General features: G+C 60.9%; 16 protein-coding genes. 6 read left to right on the top strand and 10 right to left on the bottom strand.

The window, feature by feature from the left end; translation table 11 throughout:
- Positions 1 to 225: 225 nt before the first annotated feature.
- The 3 genes from M3N55_RS13540 to sseA are packed head-to-tail and all read right to left on the bottom strand — an operon-like array spanning position 226 to position 2831.
- Positions 226 to 1425, bottom strand: coding sequence for an amino acid aminotransferase (locus M3N55_RS13540; protein ID WP_249059967.1), 1200 nt, complete (start codon positions 1423 to 1425; stop codon positions 226 to 228).
- Positions 1426 to 1428: 3 nt separating this feature from the next.
- Entirely contained in the window at positions 1429 to 1989 is a 561-nt protein-coding gene (locus tag M3N55_RS13535) for a GNAT family N-acetyltransferase (RefSeq protein WP_249059965.1), read from the bottom strand.
- Complete coding sequence (sseA, locus tag M3N55_RS13530; protein WP_249059963.1) at positions 1986 to 2831, bottom strand: 3-mercaptopyruvate sulfurtransferase; 846 nt, start codon at positions 2829 to 2831, stop codon at positions 1986 to 1988. Before sseA ends, M3N55_RS13535 begins: the two co-directional genes overlap by 4 nt.
- A 100-nt stretch (positions 2832 to 2931) precedes the next feature.
- On the opposite strand from sseA, the gene zapE reads away from it, so the two are divergent.
- Positions 2932 to 4014 carry a cell division protein ZapE gene (zapE, locus tag M3N55_RS13525; protein ID WP_249059960.1) on the top strand — a complete coding sequence of 361 codons (1083 nt, stop codon included), beginning with the start codon at positions 2932 to 2934 and terminating at the stop codon, positions 4012 to 4014.
- Positions 4015 to 4071: 57 nt separating this feature from the next.
- Here the strand turns inward: zapE and queG are convergent, their stop codons facing one another.
- The 4 genes from queG to M3N55_RS13505 form a co-directional block, all read right to left on the bottom strand.
- Positions 4072 to 5103: a tRNA epoxyqueuosine(34) reductase QueG gene (queG, locus tag M3N55_RS13520; protein ID WP_249059957.1), complete on the bottom strand. Its 1032-nt coding sequence runs from the start codon at positions 5101 to 5103 to the stop codon at positions 4072 to 4074.
- 24 nt (positions 5104 to 5127) lie between these two features.
- Positions 5128 to 5793 carry an FtsZ-binding protein FzlA gene (gene fzlA, locus M3N55_RS13515; protein ID WP_249059955.1) on the bottom strand — a complete coding sequence of 222 codons (666 nt, stop codon included), beginning with the start codon at positions 5791 to 5793 and terminating at the stop codon, positions 5128 to 5130.
- Positions 5794 to 5856: 63 nt separating this feature from the next.
- Positions 5857 to 6540 carry a monofunctional biosynthetic peptidoglycan transglycosylase gene (mtgA, locus tag M3N55_RS13510; protein ID WP_249059953.1) on the bottom strand — a complete coding sequence of 228 codons (684 nt, stop codon included), beginning with the start codon at positions 6538 to 6540 and terminating at the stop codon, positions 5857 to 5859.
- Positions 6541 to 6648: 108 nt separating this feature from the next.
- Positions 6649 to 7452 carry an undecaprenyl-diphosphate phosphatase gene (locus tag M3N55_RS13505; RefSeq protein ID WP_249059951.1) on the bottom strand — a complete coding sequence of 268 codons (804 nt, stop codon included), beginning with the start codon at positions 7450 to 7452 and terminating at the stop codon, positions 6649 to 6651.
- 203 nt (positions 7453 to 7655) lie between these two features.
- Between M3N55_RS13505 and M3N55_RS13500 the strand changes: the two genes are divergently transcribed.
- The gene (locus tag M3N55_RS13500; RefSeq protein WP_249059950.1) at positions 7656 to 9098 is read left to right on the top strand and encodes an NAD(P)-dependent oxidoreductase; all 1443 of its coding nucleotides are present in this window, start codon (positions 7656 to 7658) and stop codon (positions 9096 to 9098) included.
- Positions 9099 to 9127: 29 nt separating this feature from the next.
- Positions 9128 to 13666 carry a glutamate synthase large subunit gene (gene gltB, locus M3N55_RS13495; protein WP_249059948.1) on the top strand — a complete coding sequence of 1513 codons (4539 nt, stop codon included), beginning with the start codon at positions 9128 to 9130 and terminating at the stop codon, positions 13664 to 13666.
- A 74-nt stretch (positions 13667 to 13740) separates the two neighbouring features.
- On the opposite strand, the gene M3N55_RS13490 is transcribed toward gltB, so the two are convergent.
- On the bottom strand, positions 13741 to 14013 hold the full coding sequence (locus M3N55_RS13490) for a YMGG-like glycine zipper-containing protein (RefSeq protein WP_249059946.1): 273 nt from the start codon (positions 14011 to 14013) through the stop codon (positions 13741 to 13743).
- Positions 14014 to 14116: 103 nt separating this feature from the next.
- The gene (locus M3N55_RS13485) at positions 14117 to 14773 is read right to left on the bottom strand and encodes a histidine phosphotransferase family protein (RefSeq protein ID WP_249059944.1); all 657 of its coding nucleotides are present in this window, start codon (positions 14771 to 14773) and stop codon (positions 14117 to 14119) included.
- On the opposite strand from M3N55_RS13485, the gene M3N55_RS13480 reads away from it, so the two are divergent.
- From M3N55_RS13480 to olsA, 3 genes are all read left to right on the top strand, one after another.
- The gene (locus M3N55_RS13480; protein ID WP_283163977.1) at positions 14762 to 14950 is read left to right on the top strand and encodes a DUF3553 domain-containing protein; all 189 of its coding nucleotides are present in this window, start codon (positions 14762 to 14764) and stop codon (positions 14948 to 14950) included. The genes M3N55_RS13485 and M3N55_RS13480 overlap by 12 nt on opposite strands.
- A gap of 112 nt (positions 14951 to 15062) precedes the next feature.
- Complete coding sequence (locus M3N55_RS13475) at positions 15063 to 15851, top strand: GNAT family N-acetyltransferase (protein WP_249059943.1); 789 nt, start codon at positions 15063 to 15065, stop codon at positions 15849 to 15851.
- Positions 15848 to 16666: a lyso-ornithine lipid O-acyltransferase gene (olsA, locus tag M3N55_RS13470; protein WP_249059940.1), complete on the top strand. Its 819-nt coding sequence runs from the start codon at positions 15848 to 15850 to the stop codon at positions 16664 to 16666. The genes M3N55_RS13475 and olsA overlap by 4 nt, the downstream gene beginning before the upstream one ends.
- On the opposite strand, the gene M3N55_RS13465 is transcribed toward olsA, so the two are convergent.
- Entirely contained in the window at positions 16663 to 17205 is a 543-nt protein-coding gene (locus tag M3N55_RS13465) for an NADPH-dependent FMN reductase (protein ID WP_249059938.1), read from the bottom strand. The genes olsA and M3N55_RS13465 overlap by 4 nt on opposite strands.
- Positions 17206 to 17239: the final 34 nt, after the last annotated feature.

The following is a 17239-nucleotide window of genomic DNA, read 5'->3' as shown; positions in this document are numbered from 1 at the left end:
GCAGATCTTCAGGGCGCTCGCAGCCCTTCAGAAGTTCGTCCAGCAGTTCCTTGGAAATCGTCATCGTCCTTGCTCCTCTCAGGAAGCATGGACCAGATCCCGGTTACACAGAAGATCGGACACTCTCCCAAGGCGGGCTCAACATCGTTTCGATGAAGTTCAATAGCATAGTGCTCTCCGATTTATCTTTTGCCTCAACACCTATAGAAGCGTCAATCGCGACGACTAGGTCCCCTCAACACATCCAGCGGTGACACTAGCCACCGCGCGGGCAACGTCACACGCGCGCGACGGGTCCATCCCCGCCATGTTCACCCGCCCGTCCCACAGCATGTAGATGCCGTGATCCTCGCGCAGTTTGGTAACCTGTGCTTCCGTCAATGGCAGGATGGAAAACATCCCCTGTTGCGCGCCCACGGCCGCCATGCGGTCGGACCCGGTGGCGTCGCGCAACGCGTCGGCCAGCGCGCGGCGGTTGTCCTGCACGCGGGCGCGCATCGCGTCCAGCTCTTCCAGCCAGACCGCGCGCAGCATGGGATCACCCAGAATGGTGCTGACCACGCGGCCCCCGTGGTCGGGCGGAAAGGCGAAGCTTTGCCGGTTCAGCCCGGCCAATGTCGCCGCCATCGCGTCGCGCTGCGCGTCGGGCACCACCGCCATGGCAATGCCCACACGGTCGCGATACAGGCCGAAATTCTTGGAACAACTTGCCGCAATCAAAACTTCGGGCAGGCGCGCCGCCAGATGGCGCAAGCCGCCTGCGTCGGTGTCCAGCCCTTCGCCAAAGCCCTGATAGGCCATGTCCACAAAAGCTGTGGCGCCGGTGCGCTCCAGAAGCGCCGCAACCTCGGCCCAGTCTTGCGGTGTCAGGTCCACGCCGGTTGGGTTGTGGCAGCATCCATGCAGCAGCACCACTTCGCCCGCCTGCACCTCGGCCAGATCGGCAAACATGCCGTTGCGGTCAAGCGCGCCCGCCTCTGTATCCAGATAGCGATAAGGGCGCGCGGTCAGACCAGCGGCGGCAATAAGTGGCCCATGGTTCGGCCATGTTTGCGCGCTGACCCAGACGGTCGCGCCGGGGCGCACCTTGGCGATCAACTCGCAGATCTGGCGCACGGCAGAGGTGCCGCCCGGCGTGCCGACAGCGGCCACACGAGCATTTGGGACCGCGCCACCCAGCAGCAATGTTTCCATTGCGTCCAGAAATGCCGCATCGCCTGCCAGTGACAGATAGCTTTTGCTGTCCTGTTCTTCCAAGATCCGCGCCTCGGCCTGTTTGACCGCTCGCATCACTGGCGTGCGCCCGTGCGAGTCACGGTAAACGCCCACACCAAGGTCGATCTTGTCTGTGCGCGGATCATTGGCAAAGGCCTGCATCAGGCCAATGATTCCGTCCAGTTTGGGGGCGGGCAGGGCTTCGAACATCGTTCAGTCCTTTGTCGGGGTCCAGTCGCGGGTCAGGGTGCGGGTGCGGTCTTCGCGGCGGACAACCTCGAACCCATGGCGCTGATACTGGATCAGTGCGCGCGGGTGGTCGAGCGTGCAGGTGTTGACGATCATCTTCTCAACCCCCTCTTGCGCCCAACCCGTCAGGATCGCGGTGCGCAGCATCCAAGACCCAAAGCCGCGGCCGACCACGCCCGGAACCAGCCCGAAATAACACAGCTCGCAGGTGGCACCTGCGCGCCAATCCAGAAGGAAGAACCCATGCGGCCAACCTTTGTCGATCAGCGAATAGAGCGCGACCTTCGGATCTGCCAACCAATCGCCAATCTCTGTATCTTCGCTGTCATGCAGGTCGGTCCAGGCATAGTCACGGCCAACCGCGTCATACAAAGCGCGGAAATACCACACGGGCGGCGCATCTGCTTTCAGTAACGCGCCGGTCATTGCGCTGGGCGTATGGGGCCAATCATAGGTCGGCCGATGGGTCATTTGCAAGAATGTCACGGTGTAGGGAATGTTGTCCCCGGCATGGTGCGTTGTCATCCCTGTTCCACCTTCAGATCAGGAAACAGGCCCCATTCCGACCAGGACCCATCGTAAAGCGCATGATCGCGATGCCCCAGAATTTCCAGCCCCAATGACAGGATCGCGGCTGTTACACCCGACCCGCAGGTGGTGATAACCTGTCGCTGCAAATCCACGCCCGCGCCCTCGAATGCCGCGCGCAAGGCATCGCCGCGCTTCAGGGTGCCATCCGCGTTCAGCAATTCCGCATAATGCAGGTTTATTGCGCCGGGCATGTGGCCCGCGCGCAGCCCCTCGCGTGGGTCGGGTTCGTCACCGCGAAACCGCGCCGGGCTGCGTGCGTCCAGTATTTGCCAATCCCGCAGTTTGATCGCAGCGGCGACTTGGCTCACGTCCTTTACCAGATGCGGCTGCCGTTGCGCTGTCATGTGCCGTTCGCGCAAGACCGGCGGCAGGTCTTCGACCGCGCGCCCTTCGGCTTGCCATTTGGGGAAACCGCCATCCAGCACGGCGACATCCGTCTTGCCCATCAGCCGGAACAACCACCAGACACGCGCGGCGGAAAACAGCCCAGTGCTGTCATAGACAACAACCTGATGCCCGTCGCCCACGCCAATGGCGCGCATGCGGGACATGAATTTCTCAACCGGGGGGGCCATGTGGGGCAGCGCCGAGCGATGGTCGCTGACATCGTCAATATCAAAGAACCGCGCACCCGGAATATGAGCCGCCTCATACTCTGCCCGCGCGTCACGCCCGGTGGTGGGCATATGCCAGCTTGCATCCAGCACGCGCAAATCGGGGTCTGACAGATGCGCGGCCAGCCATTCTGTGGAAACCAGCGTTTTCGGATCGTCCATATCTACCCCCGTAGCAACTAACCCCTAACACCTACCGAGGCCCGTGCCGGCTGGCAAGCAGGGCTTTTCGCGGCCCTCGGCTTGGCGTATTCAGGCGGGCATGAGCAATGACCTGACCGCGCTTTATGATTGCAAGGTAGAAGATGGCTCGTTGCGCCCCGACCCGGCGCAGCGCGCGGCTTTGCCCTTGTTCCAGCCGATCCTTGGCCATTTGGCCCAGCCCGCGCCCAAATCGGGCGGCTTGCGCGGCTTGTTTGGGCGCGCGCAGCCCGCGCCCGCGCCGGGATTGTATCTGTGGGGCGGTGTGGGGCGCGGTAAATCCATGCTGATGGATCTGTTCGTGGCCCATGCGGGCGATGTGCCCAAACGGCGGGTGCATTTCCATGCGTTCATGCAGGAAATCCATGCGGGTTTGCACAAGGCGCGGCAGGCCAATACGCAAGACGCGCTGGCCCCCGTTGCCGATGCGGTCGCAGCAAAGGTCCGCTTGCTGGCCTTTGACGAGATGCAGATCACCGATATCACCGATGCGATGGTCGTGGGGCGTCTGTTCGAGCGGCTCATGGCTGCGGGGGTTGCCATCGTCACCACCTCGAATCGCCCGCCGGATGATCTGTATAAAGACGGTTTGAACCGCGCTCTGTTCCTGCCCTTCATCGACATGTTGAAGGCGCGCATGGTCGTCCACCATCTGGAAGCGGAAACCGATTACCGCCAGCACCGCCTGGCGGGCGCGCAGGTCTATTTCACCCCCGGTGGCGCGCAGGCACGTGAAACGCTTGGCCAGTTGTGGGACGATCTGACCGGCCATGATCCGGGGGCAGAACTGCGACTGCGCGTCAATGGCCGTGACGTCATCATCCCCAAGGCACATAACGGCGTTGGCCGCGCGTCCTTCTGGGAGCTGTGCGGCCAGCCCTTGGGCGCCGCCGACTACCTTGCCATTGCCGAGGCGCTGCGCGTCCTGATCCTTGATGACATCCCGCAACTGTCATCGGGCAATTACAATCAGGCGAAACGTTTCGTTACGCTGATCGATGCGCTGTATGAGGGGCATGTGCGGCTGATCGCGTCGGCAGCGGCGGAACCTGAAAAGCTTTATACCGAAGGGGCCGGGTCGTTCGAGTTCGAGCGCACCGCCAGCCGCCTGCGCGAAATGCAAAGCGCTGATTGGCAAAGCTGATCCCATTTCATCTTGCCGAAAATACTCGCGGGGGTCTGGGGGCGGCAGCCCCCATGGCTATGCCAAGCGCGCCACGGCCCATTGCGCCGCATCCGCCACGACTGCGTCGGCATCGTCGCATAAGCCTTGCGCCACGGGTCGCAGCCGGGGGCTGCCTGAATTGCCGATGGCATAGAGCACGTTGCGCACGAACCGCCCGCGCCCGATCCGCTTTATGGGCGAGCCGGAGAAGCGCGCGCGAAACCCGGCATCGTCAAGCCCAGCCAATTCAGCAAGGTCCGGCGCGATCATACCATCGCGCGCGGCATATTTTACCTCGGACGCTTCGGCGGCAAACTTGTTCCAGGGGCACACGGCCAGACAATCGTCGCAGCCATAAATCCGGTTGCCCATTTTCGCGCGCAACTCTTCTGGCACCGGGCCGTGATGTTCAATCGTCAGGTAGGAAATGCAGCGCCGGGCATCTAACTGGTAGGGTGCGGGGAAGGCATTGGTCGGGCATATGTCCAGACAAGCGTGGCATGATCCGCAATGCCCTTCGGCAGGTGCATCGGGCGGCAGCGCATGGGTGGTGAAAATCGCGCCCAGAAAGAACCAGTTTCCCAACTCGCGCGACAGCAGGTTGGTGTGCTTGCCCTGCCAGCCCAATCCCGCCGCTTCTGCCAAGGGTTTTTCCATGACCGGGGCAGTATCGACAAATACCTTGATTTCCCCACCCGCGCGCTCGATCAGCCAGCGCCCCAGCCGTTTCAGACGTTTCTTGACCAAATCGTGGTAATCGCGCCCCTGCGCATAGGTCGAAATCACGCCATGCTCGCGCAGCGCAAGCAGGTCCAGCGGGTTATGGTCGGGCGTGTAGCTTTCGGCCAGCATGATGATGCTGCGCGCCTCTGGCCACAATGCGGATGGGTCGCCGCGCCACGCCATGCGGTCTGCCATCCAGCCCATCTGCCCATGGTGCCCGGCATTGATAAATTCGGCCAATCGTTCGGGCGCAAGCGGGATCGCGCCCGGATGCGTCACAGCGCAGGCCGTGAAGCCGACATCCAGCGCTTTCGCGCGCAATTCTGATTTCAGGTCTTCGGACATGTGCCCGGCATGACGCAAAACGTGCTAGAAATCCAGATCGGCATAATGCGCGGGCGGTTGAAAGCCGGGTATCTGGTCCGCCAGCAGCGTGCGAAAGGCTGGCCGTGATTTGATCTTGGAATACCACTCATGCACGGTGGCAGAGCGTTTCCAGTCCACATCGTTGATGTAATCAAGGCTGGACAAATGGGCGGCGGCGGTGAAATCCGCCAGCGTCATGTCGTTGCCCGCAAGCCACCGCCGCTGGCCCAGCAGCCAGTCCATGTAATCCAGATGAAACTTGATCCGCGCAGACCCCGCCTTGATACGCGCCGAATCCGGGTAGCCCTGCCCACTGATCTTTTTGTTCACGCGTTCATAGACAAGGTTGGCGGTCACTTCGCTGTGGAACTTGTCATCGAACCATGTGCACAGGCGACGCATTTCATACCGGGCATCGGCCGATTTTGGCACCAGCGGAGGAGAGGGGATCACATCGTCCAGATATTCGCAGATCGCCTGACTTTCGGACAGATGTGTCCCGTTATAGCGCAGGATCGGCACCTTGCCCGCAGGATTGCGGCGCATGAAATCTTGGCTTGGGTCCCAGTAGCGTTCTTCGACAAGTTCAACCTCGACGCGTTTTTCGCCCAGGGTAAGGCGAACTTTGCGACAAAAGGGAGAGAGCGGGACGTGATACAAACGGGCCATGGGCAAACAGGTGCTTTCGTGACGTTTTGGATTGCTCTGTCTTGCCTTGCGCGCCGGGCAAGTTCAACCACTCAGGCAATCGGCGCGTCCGTCGCGCGCGATTGTTGCCGCCCCGTCCATGATGGACGATGCGCGCCGGCGCACGAAATCTGACGGGTCGGCAGCATTGCGGGTTTTCGGGGCTGGCAGGATCGCGGCAAGCCGCGCGGCCTGGGTCGGGGACAGTTCCGCTGCCGTAGTGCCAAAGTAATGCGCGGCTGCGGCCTGAACGCCGAAAACGCCCTCGTCGAATTCGGCCACGTTCAGATAAACCTCGATGATGCGAGGCTTTGACCAGGTTGCTTCGACCAGCAATGTAATCCCTGATTCGAGCGCTTTGCGGGTCCAGTCCCGGCCATGCCACAAAAACACGTTCTTGACCGTCTGCTGGCTGATGGTGGACGCGCCGCGCGCGCCGCCTGCTTCGATGACCTGTCGGATGGCCGACATGTCAAAGCCCCAGTGGCGGCAGAAATTGGCATCCTCTGCGGCCACGGCGGAGCGCGCCATGACCGGGGCAATTTGTGACAACGGCACCCAGTCTTGCTGGATAGCCCCAAGGCGCCGATATTCTTGCAACATGAACAGCCCACCGGGCGGTGCTATGAAACGGTAAAGCAGCACCCACCCCAGCAACAGCACAAAGACCAGAGCAGACAGGCGCAAGACCCAGCGCCGTATCCAGCGCAGGCCATCCGCAATGCCCATGAACGCCCGGTGCGGGGCACTAGTGCGATAGGGGGGTTTTTTAGGGGCGGATTTGCTGCGTGGCATGAAGGCTTAACACATGTCGCCGCGCCGTTGGTCAAGAGGGTATCAGCCGTAAGCGATACCCAAAAGCACAACCCCAAGCGCGATACGGTAGATCACATAAGGTGTGAAACTTACGGATTGAAGCAAGCGCATCATAAGCGCCAGCGCGGCTAGTGCTGCGGCAAAGGCGATGACTGCGGCAATGGCCGCATCGCGCGCAAGTGCCCAATCTGCCTGCCCAATCACATCCAGCGATAAAAGCGCGCCCGACGCCAGAATGGTCGGTATTGACATGAGCATGGACAGTTTCGCCGCATCATGGCGGACATAACCCAAGGCCCGCGCGCCCGTAATAACAATGCCAGAGCGTGATGTGCCGGGGATAAGCGCTACCACTTGCCACAGGCCAAGGATGATCGCGTGGCGCAGGGTCCATGCAGGAGCGGTTCGGGTCTGGGTGCCGCGCTTATCGGCCACATACAGCACAATCCCGAAAACGATCATCGCCCAGCCAATGACCGCGATGCTGCGCATCAGGTCGATCCAGCCGGTCAGCTTCAGAACCAGTCCCGCCGCCATCACGGGGATGGTTGCGACGATCAGGCATAGCGCCAGAAAGGCCTCTGCCGTGGCAAGTTGGCCGCGCGCAAGCTGGACAGTGCCCCGCGCTGCGCGTGCCACATCGGTGCGGAAATACAGGCAGACTGCGACCAATGTGCCGACATGCACCGCGACATCCAGTGCAAGCCCCTGGTCCTGCGTGCCCAACAGCTTGGGCAACAGAATAAGGTGGCCAGAGGAGGAGACCGGCAAGAACTCTGTAACGCCCTGAACGAGCGCAAGGATAGCTAGGTAAAGCAATGTCATGTCTCGCCTATACTCCGCGCGGAATCGGGTGCCAAGATTTATTGAATACCGCAGGTATGTCAGTTATACTGTCATAAAAATACTAAGTTAACGGCTTTTCCCGTCGCCCTAATGGAAAATTTCTCCAAAAATGGCAGCATTACTGACTTTTCATTTCCGTCTTGGCTTTGTAAAAGGCCGTTCCGAACCTTGGAGGAATGACAATGGCCAAGCAACCGATGCTGCGTTTCGTATCTGTTAGCAAGGAAATGCCGGACAAGCGCCCGCCCAACTTGCGGACCGAGGATTTCGGAGAGATCTATCGCGAATACGCGACCGAAAAGGCCGCCGAACAGGCAGGCCGGTGCAGCCAATGCGGCGTGCCCTATTGCCAGTCGCATTGTCCGTTGCACAACAACATCCCCGACTGGTTGCGACTGACCGCCGAAGGGCGGTTGCAGGAAGCCTATGAGCTAAGCCAGGCGACCAACACCTTCCCGGAAATCTGTGGGCGTATCTGCCCGCAAGACCGTCTGTGCGAAGGCAATTGCGTGATCGAACAATCGGGCCACGGCACTGTGACCATTGGCGCGGTCGAGAAATACATCACTGACACCGCGTGGGAAGAGGGTTGGGTGCAGCCAATCGTGCCTGCCGCAGACCGTACCGAATCGGTCGCCATCATCGGTTCTGGCCCCGGTGGGCTGGCCGCCGCCGATGTGCTGCGCCGCGCTGGTGTTCAGGTCGCGATTTATGATCGCTATGACCGCGCGGGCGGGCTGATGACTTATGGCATCCCCGGCTTCAAGCTGGAAAAACCTGTTGTCATGCGGCGGATCGAACAGCTTGAGAAAGCGGGCGTCGAATTTGTACTAAACTGCAATGTGGGCGAAGATATCAGCTTCGACGCCATTCGCGGCAAGCATGACGCTGTCCTGATCGCAACGGGCGTCTATAAGGCGCGCGACCTGAACGCGCCGAATGCCGCCGCGCCCGGTGTGCTGCCTGCGCTCGATTTTCTGACCGCCAGCAACCGCAAAAGCTTTGGCGACGAGGTTCCGGAATTCGATGATGGCACGCTTGATGCCAAGGGCAAGCGCGTCGTGGTCATCGGCGGCGGTGACACGGCCATGGATTGCGTGCGCACGGCGGTGCGGCAGGGCGCAACTTCTGTCAAGTGCCTGTATCGTCGTGACCGCGAAAATATGCCCGGCTCGCGCCGCGAAACCGCCAATGCCGAAGAAGAGGGCGTCGAATTTGTCTGGCTGACTGCGCCGCTTGGTTTTCTGACCGACGATGCGGGCGAACTGTCGGGCGTGCGTGTGCAAAAAATGCGCTTGGGCAAGCCCGATGCCAGCGGTCGCCGCGCGCCCGAAGTAATCGAAGGCGCTGACTACACCGAAGACGCAGACATGGCGATCATGGCGCTTGGGTTTGAACCTGAAGACCTGCCAAAGCTGTTCGAGCAGCCCGAACTGACAGTCACGCGTTGGGGCACGATCAAGGCCAAGTTCAACACGCATGAAACCGAGATGCCCGGTGTCTGGGCTGTGGGTGACATTGTGCGCGGTGCCTCCTTGGTGGTTTGGGCTATCCGTGACGGGCGCGAAGCCGCGGACTCGATCCTGACATATCTTTCGGCCCCCGCGCAGGTTGCGGCCGAATAACAGAATTTCCTGCCGGAAAAGGAAAAGACATGACCAAGTATGATGACGCCTGGGCCGCCCGCGAGGAAGCAAACCGCGCCTACATGTCCGAGCACAGCCTGTATCGCGATGAAGACGAGCATTCGTCCTGCGGTGTGGGGCTTGTGGTATCGCTGGATGGCAAACCTTCGCGCAAAGTGGTCGAAAACGGGATCGAGGCGCTGAAAGCCATCTGGCACCGGGGCGCGGTTGATGCCGATGGCAAGACTGGTGACGGGGCTGGCATTCATGTGCAAATCCCGGTCTCGTTCTTCTATGACGCAATCCGCCGCACCGGGCATGAACCGGCGATGGACCAGCTTATGGCTGTGGGGCAGGTGTTCTTGCCGCGCACCGATTTCAACGCGCAAGAACGCTCACGGACCATTGTCGAAACCGAAGTTTTGCGCATGGGCTACACGATTTACGGTTGGCGCCATGTGCCGGTCAACGTGGCGTGCCTGGGCGAGAAGGCCAATGCAACCCGTCCAGAGATTGAACAAATCCTGATCCGCAACACCAAGGGGACGGATGAAGAGACGTTCGAGCGTGAGCTTTACGTCATTCGCCGCCGGATTGAGAAAGCGGTCACGGCCGCCGGGATCGCGGGTTTCTACATGTGTTCGCTGTCCTGCCGGTCCATCATCTACAAAGGGATGATGCTGGCCGAGCAGGTCGCCGAATTCTATCCCGATCTGGCGGATGAGAAATTCGAGTCTGCCTTTGCGATTTATCACCAGCGCTATTCGACCAACACCTTCCCGCAATGGTGGCTGGCGCAGCCGTTCCGCATGTTGGCCCATAACGGCGAAATCAATACGCTGAAAGGCAACCTGAACTGGTTGAGAAGCCATGAAATTCGCATGGCATCGGGCGCTTTCGGCGACATGGCCGAGGACATCAAGCCCATCGTCGCCTCTGGCGCGTCCGACTCTGCAGCACTGGATTCGGTGTTTGAAGTGCTGGTGCGGGCAGGCCGTAATGCGCCCATGGCGAAAACCATGCTGGTGCCCGAAGCGTGGTCCAAGACCGCCGTTGAGATGCCCGAAGCGTGGCGCGACATGTATTCCTATTGCAATTCTGTGATGGAACCGTGGGACGGCCCCGCAGCCCTTGCCATGACCGATGGCCGCTGGGTCTGCGCGGGTCTGGACCGAAACGGCCTGCGCCCCATGCGCTATGTTGTGACCGGCGACAATATGCTGATTGCCGGGTCCGAGATTGGCATGGTCGTGGTCGATGAATTGAACGTGCGTGAAAAAGGTGCGCTTGGGCCAGGCCAGATGATCGCGGTCGATATGACCGACGGCAAGCTCTATCACGATGTCGAATTGAAGGATAAGCTGGCAGCCGCTCAGCCCTTTGGCGACTGGAATGACAAGATCGTCGAACTGAACGAAAAGCTGCATGACGTGCCCGAATCGCGCGCCATGGATGGCGCCGATCTGCGCCGCCGTCAGGTGGCGGCTGGGTATTCGATTGAAGAGATCGAGCAGGTTCTGGCCCCCATGGCCGAAGACGGCAAGGAAATGATTGCCTCTATGGGTGATGACACGCCTTCGGCGGTGTTGTCCAAGGTCTATCGCCCGCTGTCGCATTTCTTCCGCCAAAACTTCAGCCAGGTGACGAACCCGGCCATCGACAGCTTGCGCGAATACCGGGTCATGAGCCTGAAGACCCGTTTTGGCAACCTCAAGAACGTGCTGGATGAAGAAAGCAGCCAGACCGAAATTCTGGTGCTGGACAGCCCGTTTGTCGCCAATGGCGAATTCGCGGAAATGGTGCGCGAGTTCGGCGATCAGGTGTCTTTCATTGATTGCAGCTTTCCCGCAGGTGGTGGCGAGGACGCTTTGCGCGCTGGGCTTGAGCGTATCCGGGCAGAGGCAGAGGATGCCGTGCGTTCGGGCGCGGGCCATCTGGTGCTGACGGATGAACACCAAAGCGCCGACAAGGTCGCAATGCCGATGATCTTGGCCACCAGCGCGGTGCATAGCTGGCTGACGCGCAAGGGTTTGCGGACCTTCTGTTCCATCAATGTGCGCGCGGCGGAATGCATTGACCCGCATTACTTCGCGGTGCTGATTGGGTCGGGGGCCACGACGGTAAACGCCTATCTGGCACAGGAAACCATTGCCGACCGCATTGACCGTGGGCTGATCGACGGTCCGCTGATTGACGCGATGCGCCGCTACCGCGCGGCCATCGACCTTGGGCTATTGAAGATCATGTCGAAGATGGGGATTTCGGTCATCTCGTCCTATCGCGGTGGGCTGAATTTCGAAGCGGTGGGCCTAAGCCGCGCCATGGTTGCCGAATATTTCCCCGGCATGCCCAGCCGTATTTCCGGCATCGGTCTGCACGGCATTCAGATGAAGCTGGAAGAGGTCCACGCCAAGGGTTGGCGCGGCGGGCAGGATGTGCTGCCCATTGGCGGTTTTTACAAACTGCGCCGCTCGGGCGAAAAGCATGCGTGGGAAGCCACGAACATGCACTTGCTGCAACAGGCCTGCAACAATTCCAGCTATGCGCTGTGGAAGCAGTATTCCAAAGCCACAAGCTCGCGTGATCCAATCCATCTGCGCGACCTGCTGGACATCAAGCCTTTGGGCCGTGCGATTCCCTTGGAAGAGGTGGAGAGCATCACCTCTATCCGCAAGCGTTTCGTGACGCCGGGCATGTCGTTGGGGGCGCTGTCGCCCGAAGCGCATATGACGCTGAACATCGCCATGAACCGCATCGGTGCGAAATCCGACAGCGGCGAGGGGGGCGAGGACCCGGCCCACGCGCACCCGCTGCCCAATGGCGACAATCCCTGCGCCAAAATCAAGCAGGTGGCCTCTGGCCGCTTTGGCGTGACAGCGGAATACCTGAACGCCTGCGAAGAGCTGGAAATCAAGGTCGCCCAAGGTGCCAAGCCCGGCGAAGGTGGCCAGCTTCCGGGCATGAAGGTCACGAAGCTGATCGCCCGTCTGCGCCATTCGACGCCGGGTGTGACGCTCATTTCACCGCCGCCGCACCATGACATCTATTCGATCGAAGACTTGGCGCAACTGATCTACGATCTGAAGCAGATCAACCCGCGTGTGAAGGTCACGGTCAAGCTGGTGGCCCAGTCGGGCGTGGGCACGATTGCCGCTGGTGTGGCCAAGGCCAAGGCCGATGTGATCCTGATTTCGGGCCATAATGGCGGCACCGGGGCCAGCCCGGGCACGTCCATCAAATACGCAGGCCTGCCGTGGGAAATGGGGCTGACCGAAGCGCATCAGGTGCTTGCCATGAACAAGCTGCGCGAGCGTGTGACCCTGCGCACCGATGGGGGTCTGCGCACGGGGCGTGACATTGTCATGGCCGCGATGATGGGGGCCGAGGAATACGGCATCGGCACCGCCGCGCTAATCGCGATGGGCTGCATCATGGTGCGTCAGTGCCAGTCGAACACCTGCCCGGTGGGCGTTTGCACGCAGGACGAATCCCTGCGCGCCAAGTTTACCGGCAATGCCGACAAGGTGGTGAACCTGATCACCTTCTACGCGCAGGAAGTGCGCGAAATTCTGGCCGAAATCGGTGCGCGGTCACTGGATGAGGTGATCGGCCGCGCCGACTTGCTGACGCAGGTCAGCCGGGGGGCAGCGCATCTGGACGATCTGGACCTGAACCCGCTGCTGCTGACCGTCGATGGTGCGGACCAGATCCGCTACGACCGCGAGAAGCCGCGCAACGCGGTGCCGGATACGCTGGATGCAGAGATCATTCGCGACGCCGCGCGCTTCTTTGAGGAAGGCGAGAAGATGCAACTGTCCTATGCGGTGGAAAATACCCATCGCACCGTGGGCACGCGCGCCTCTAGCCACATCGTGAAGCGGTTCGGGATGCGCAACAGCTTGCAACCCGACCACCTGACGGTCAAGTTGACCGGCAGCGCGGGGCAGTCCCTGGGGGCATTTGCCGCGCCGGGTTTGAAGATCGAAGTGTTCGGCGATGCCAATGACTATGTTGGCAAAGGTCTGTCCGGTGGTCTGATCGTGGTGCGCCCGCGCATGTCGTCGCCGCTGGTGACGCATGAGAACACGATCATCGGCAACACGGTTCTGTATGGCGCAACAGATGGCTATTTGTTCGCGGCAGGCCGCGCGGGGGAGCGGTTCGCGGTGCGGAACTCTGGCGCGAAGGTCGTGATTGAGGGCTGTGGGTCGAATGGCTGCGAATACATGACCGGCGGTGTCGCGGTAATCCTTGGTAGCATCGGTGCCAATTTCGGCGCGGGGATGACAGGGGGCATGGCCTACCTTTACGATCCGGCGGGCGAAGTGGCCGATCTCATCAACATGGAATCGCTTGCGACCTGCCCGGTGACGGTCGAGCATTGGGAAGCCGAGCTGCGCGGCCTGATCGCGCGCCATGCCGAGGAAACCGGGTCGTCGCGCTCCGAGGATATCTTGCGCAACTGGGACCGGGAGAAGGCCAATTTCGTGCAGGTCTGCCCGAAAGAAATGCTGGTTCATCTGCCGCACCCGATAAGCCACGATCAGGCGGCGATCCCGGCAGAGTAACCTTTGCCAAACGCATGAACCCAAAAGGCCCCGCTTTGTCGGGGCCTTTTGCATTCGGTATCGGCCGCAAAACCTTACGGGCAGGGCGCCTCGTAATAGGTGCCGTCGCCGCGCGCATAAGCACAGGTGCCGGTCTGCGTGTTGCGCGCCAGAAGCGTGCCGGCAGCCGCGCCCGCGACGGTCCCGATAATGGCCCAGTTGGTGTTCGCACCCAACAGGTTGGCCACGGCCAAACCGCCCGCGGCGCCCATCAGGCCGCCGGCCACTGAGCGTTCGTTCGAGGTCATCTGGCATCCTGCCAGGGCAATACCGGCTGCAAGAATAGCCATGCTTGCGAATTTCGTCATCTGGTCTCCTTTCCGGGAGTTACCCGAATTTCTGGTCGCGCCAGCCTATCAGTTTTTGTGCGTCTGTCATCCGTTTACAGGCTTGTATGGGTTCAAAGCACGCTCAATCGGCGGTTATTTGCAAATCGACGCCGTCCGTCCCGGTCCTGACCCGAAGCGCCATGCCCTCTGCCGTAACCGCCTGTGCCAGCGCCGGAAATTGCACATGCGCCGCGCGCAGATCGTCCGGCCAGGGCGCCCCCCCATCTAACGCTTGCCAAAGCGCATCATATAGCTTGGGGCGCTCGGTGCGGGCGATGAAATGCAGCCCGTCCTGTGACAGGCTGCATTGCGCGACCCCGCCGTGGGGCAATACGGTTTCCAAGCAAAGCAGCGCCAGCAGTCCCAGTTTCACCATGGGCTTGGGCTGGCTTTGGAGAGGGGTCCAGTCCAGATCGAAGCGAAGTTGCGCACTGTAGTCGCGCAAGATGCCGCGCAGTTCTTCTGCCCCGATTGCCTGATCCGCGCTCACCGAGCCAAAGGCAATTCGGAACAGTCTAATCCGCGCTTGTGCCTGTTGCACGCTGTCATGGACCAGGGCAAGTTCCGGCCCGGCCGCAGTTTTGGACAATTCCAGCAGTTCCACCCCATTGCCTATGGCCCCCAGCGGGCTGATAAGGTCGTGGCAGATTCGGGCTGCGATAAGCGCGGACAAATCGGGTTTGGCGGGCGAAAGCCCAGCATCTTTGCCGCTTGGAGACGGATAGCCATGTCGCATCATATTTTAGAGCCCGGCATGTTTGTAAGATGCCCTGCCCATCCCGCATGGGGCGTTGGGCAAGTGCAGTCACGGGTGGGTGATATGGTCACGGTCAATTTTGCAGAGACCGGAAAACAGGTCATTAATGCAGCAGCGGTTCCCTTGGACGTCGTGTGGGATATTGATAATGAACAATAAACAACCCATGCGTGTTCTCAAGCGCGCGATGCGAAACAAACTGTTTCGCTTGAAGCCGTCGGGCGCTTTGCAGTAAGCGCAGCCGAGTTGGTCAAAACAGGAAGCCAGTGTCATGGCGCCAGCGTCACATTCTCAGCCAAGGTCGGCTCAGCCAAGGTCGGGTGGCCTGTCGACGCGCCTTGCCGTTAGCCCGTCCGATTTGCGCGCCGCGCAAGCGTTGCGCTACCGGGTTTTCGTGAGCGAGTTGGGCGGTGATGGTCCATGCGTGGACCATGATGCCGGGCTGGAGCAGGATACCTTCGACCCATATTTCGACCATCTGCTACTGATCGACAATGGTCGCGGCGGGCAGGTGGTCGGCGTCTATCGTCTGCTGCCGGGGGATCGCCTGGGGCCGGATGGGCAATTCTATAGCGATGCTGAGTTTGACCTGACGCCGCTGCGCCGCTCGGGGCAGCGTTTGCTGGAACTGGGGCGGTCGTGCGTGGACCCGGCCTATCGCGGCGGTCTGGCGATGATGCTTATGTGGCAGGCACTTGCCAATTACGCGCTGGACCGCGACGCCCAGATCCTCTTCGGGGCGGCCAGTTTTCCCGGCGCAGACTTGTCGGGTTTGGCGCAGCCGCTCAGTTGGCTGCACCACAATCATCTGGCCCCGCAGGAATTGCGGGTCCGGGCAAAGCCTTGCAAATTGGACTATCTTGTTGCCCCGCGGGATGTGGATGTGCGCGCGGCAAAGCGCGTCATTCCGCCATTGATCCGCAGCTATTTGCGGCTTGGGGCCACTATTGGGGAAGGCGCTTTTGTTGACCGGGCTTTCAACACGACCGATGTTTGCATCATCCTTGATGCGGCGCGTCTGAGCGACCAAGCTCAGACTTTGGTTCGGCGGGCGCTATGACGACATGGGATTCGACCGTTGCGCCACCTGACGTGGCACTTTCCTCCACGGTGCGACGTCGTGCCGTTTGGCGCTTATGTCTGCTGGTCTTCGGGCTGGCGCTTGCTCTCTTTGCTCTTGTTCTGGCGCGTGGGCTGGAAATTATCACCCATGCTGGGGCGCGGCGGGTTTCGCCCCGTGTTGTGCAGGTTTATTGCCGTTTTCTGCTATGGGTGATCGGGCTGCGACCCAATTTTCGCGGTGCGGTCATGGATGGCCAAGGCGCACTTGTGGCCAATCATGCCTCTTGGCTGGATATCTTTGTTCTGGGGGCCACCGCGCCGGTGCAGTTCGTGGCCAAGGCAGAGGTTGCGGGCTGGCCCGCAATCGGAATTTTGGCCCGGATGGCGGGCACCGTCTTTATCCGGCGCGACCGCCGCGATGCTACGGCGCAGACACATCTTCTGGCCGCAGAATTCCGGCGTGGGCACAAACTTGTGTTTTTCCCCGAAGGAACAAGCACGGACAGCACATTGGTCTTGCCGTTCAAACCAACATTGTTTCAAGCATTCCTCGCCCCAGACATGCCGCGTGACATGACGGTGCAACCTGTCAGTTTGCGCTATACGGCACCCGAAGGGACCGACCCGCGTTTCTATGGCTGGTGGGGCGGGATGGAGTTTGCAAGCCATTTCCTGCGTGTGCTTGGGCAAGCGCGGCAAGGGGGGGTGTCAGTAATGTGCCATGCCCCGATTCCATGCGCAAAGGGGCAGACCCGCAAGGCGCTCGCCGCCTCGGCAGAGGCGGCTGTGCGACGCGGGTTCGACGCGGGTTAACTGCGGGCCTCTGCGGCGCTGCGCAATGCGGCCATCAGATCGGTCAACAAGCCTTGGTAGCTTTCGGTTACAAGCGCGCCATGCTCGTCAAAATGATCTTTGGGGCCAGAGACCAGAACCTCTGGCCCTTGCAGCAGATAAGGGCGGAATGTCACCATCATCAGCCGCAGAGCGAATTGCGTGCGTTCACCACCCGCGCGACCCGCAGCAGCCGTCACCAGCGCCACCGGCTTGTCGGTCCAAGGCTGACCGCCCCGACTAAGCCAGTCGAGCGCATTCTTCAGCACACCCGGCGGCGCCTTGTTGTATTCGGGGCAGGCGATGACCACGGCATCGGCGGCCTTGACCTGCTCTTTCAGGCGCGTCACGGCCTGCGGCATGCCCTGCGCCTCCACGTCCTCGTTGAACAGCGGCAGGTTCAGATCGCCCTCGGTAAATTGCGCTGGCCCGAAGGATTTGGCGGCGACGTGCATCAGTTTGCGATTGAAGCTCTCGGTGCGAAGCGAACCGCACAGGCCCAGCAGGGTCAAGTCTCTCATGGTTTTCCTTTCCTCATTTCCCCTTAGCTAACAG

This window comes from Roseinatronobacter domitianus, assembly GCF_023336755.1.
In the GTDB taxonomy this organism is placed as follows: domain Bacteria; phylum Pseudomonadota; class Alphaproteobacteria; order Rhodobacterales; family Rhodobacteraceae; genus Roseinatronobacter; species Roseinatronobacter domitianus.
Note: the sequence above shows the minus strand (reverse complement) of the source record. Positions and strands in the feature narration are given on the sequence as shown.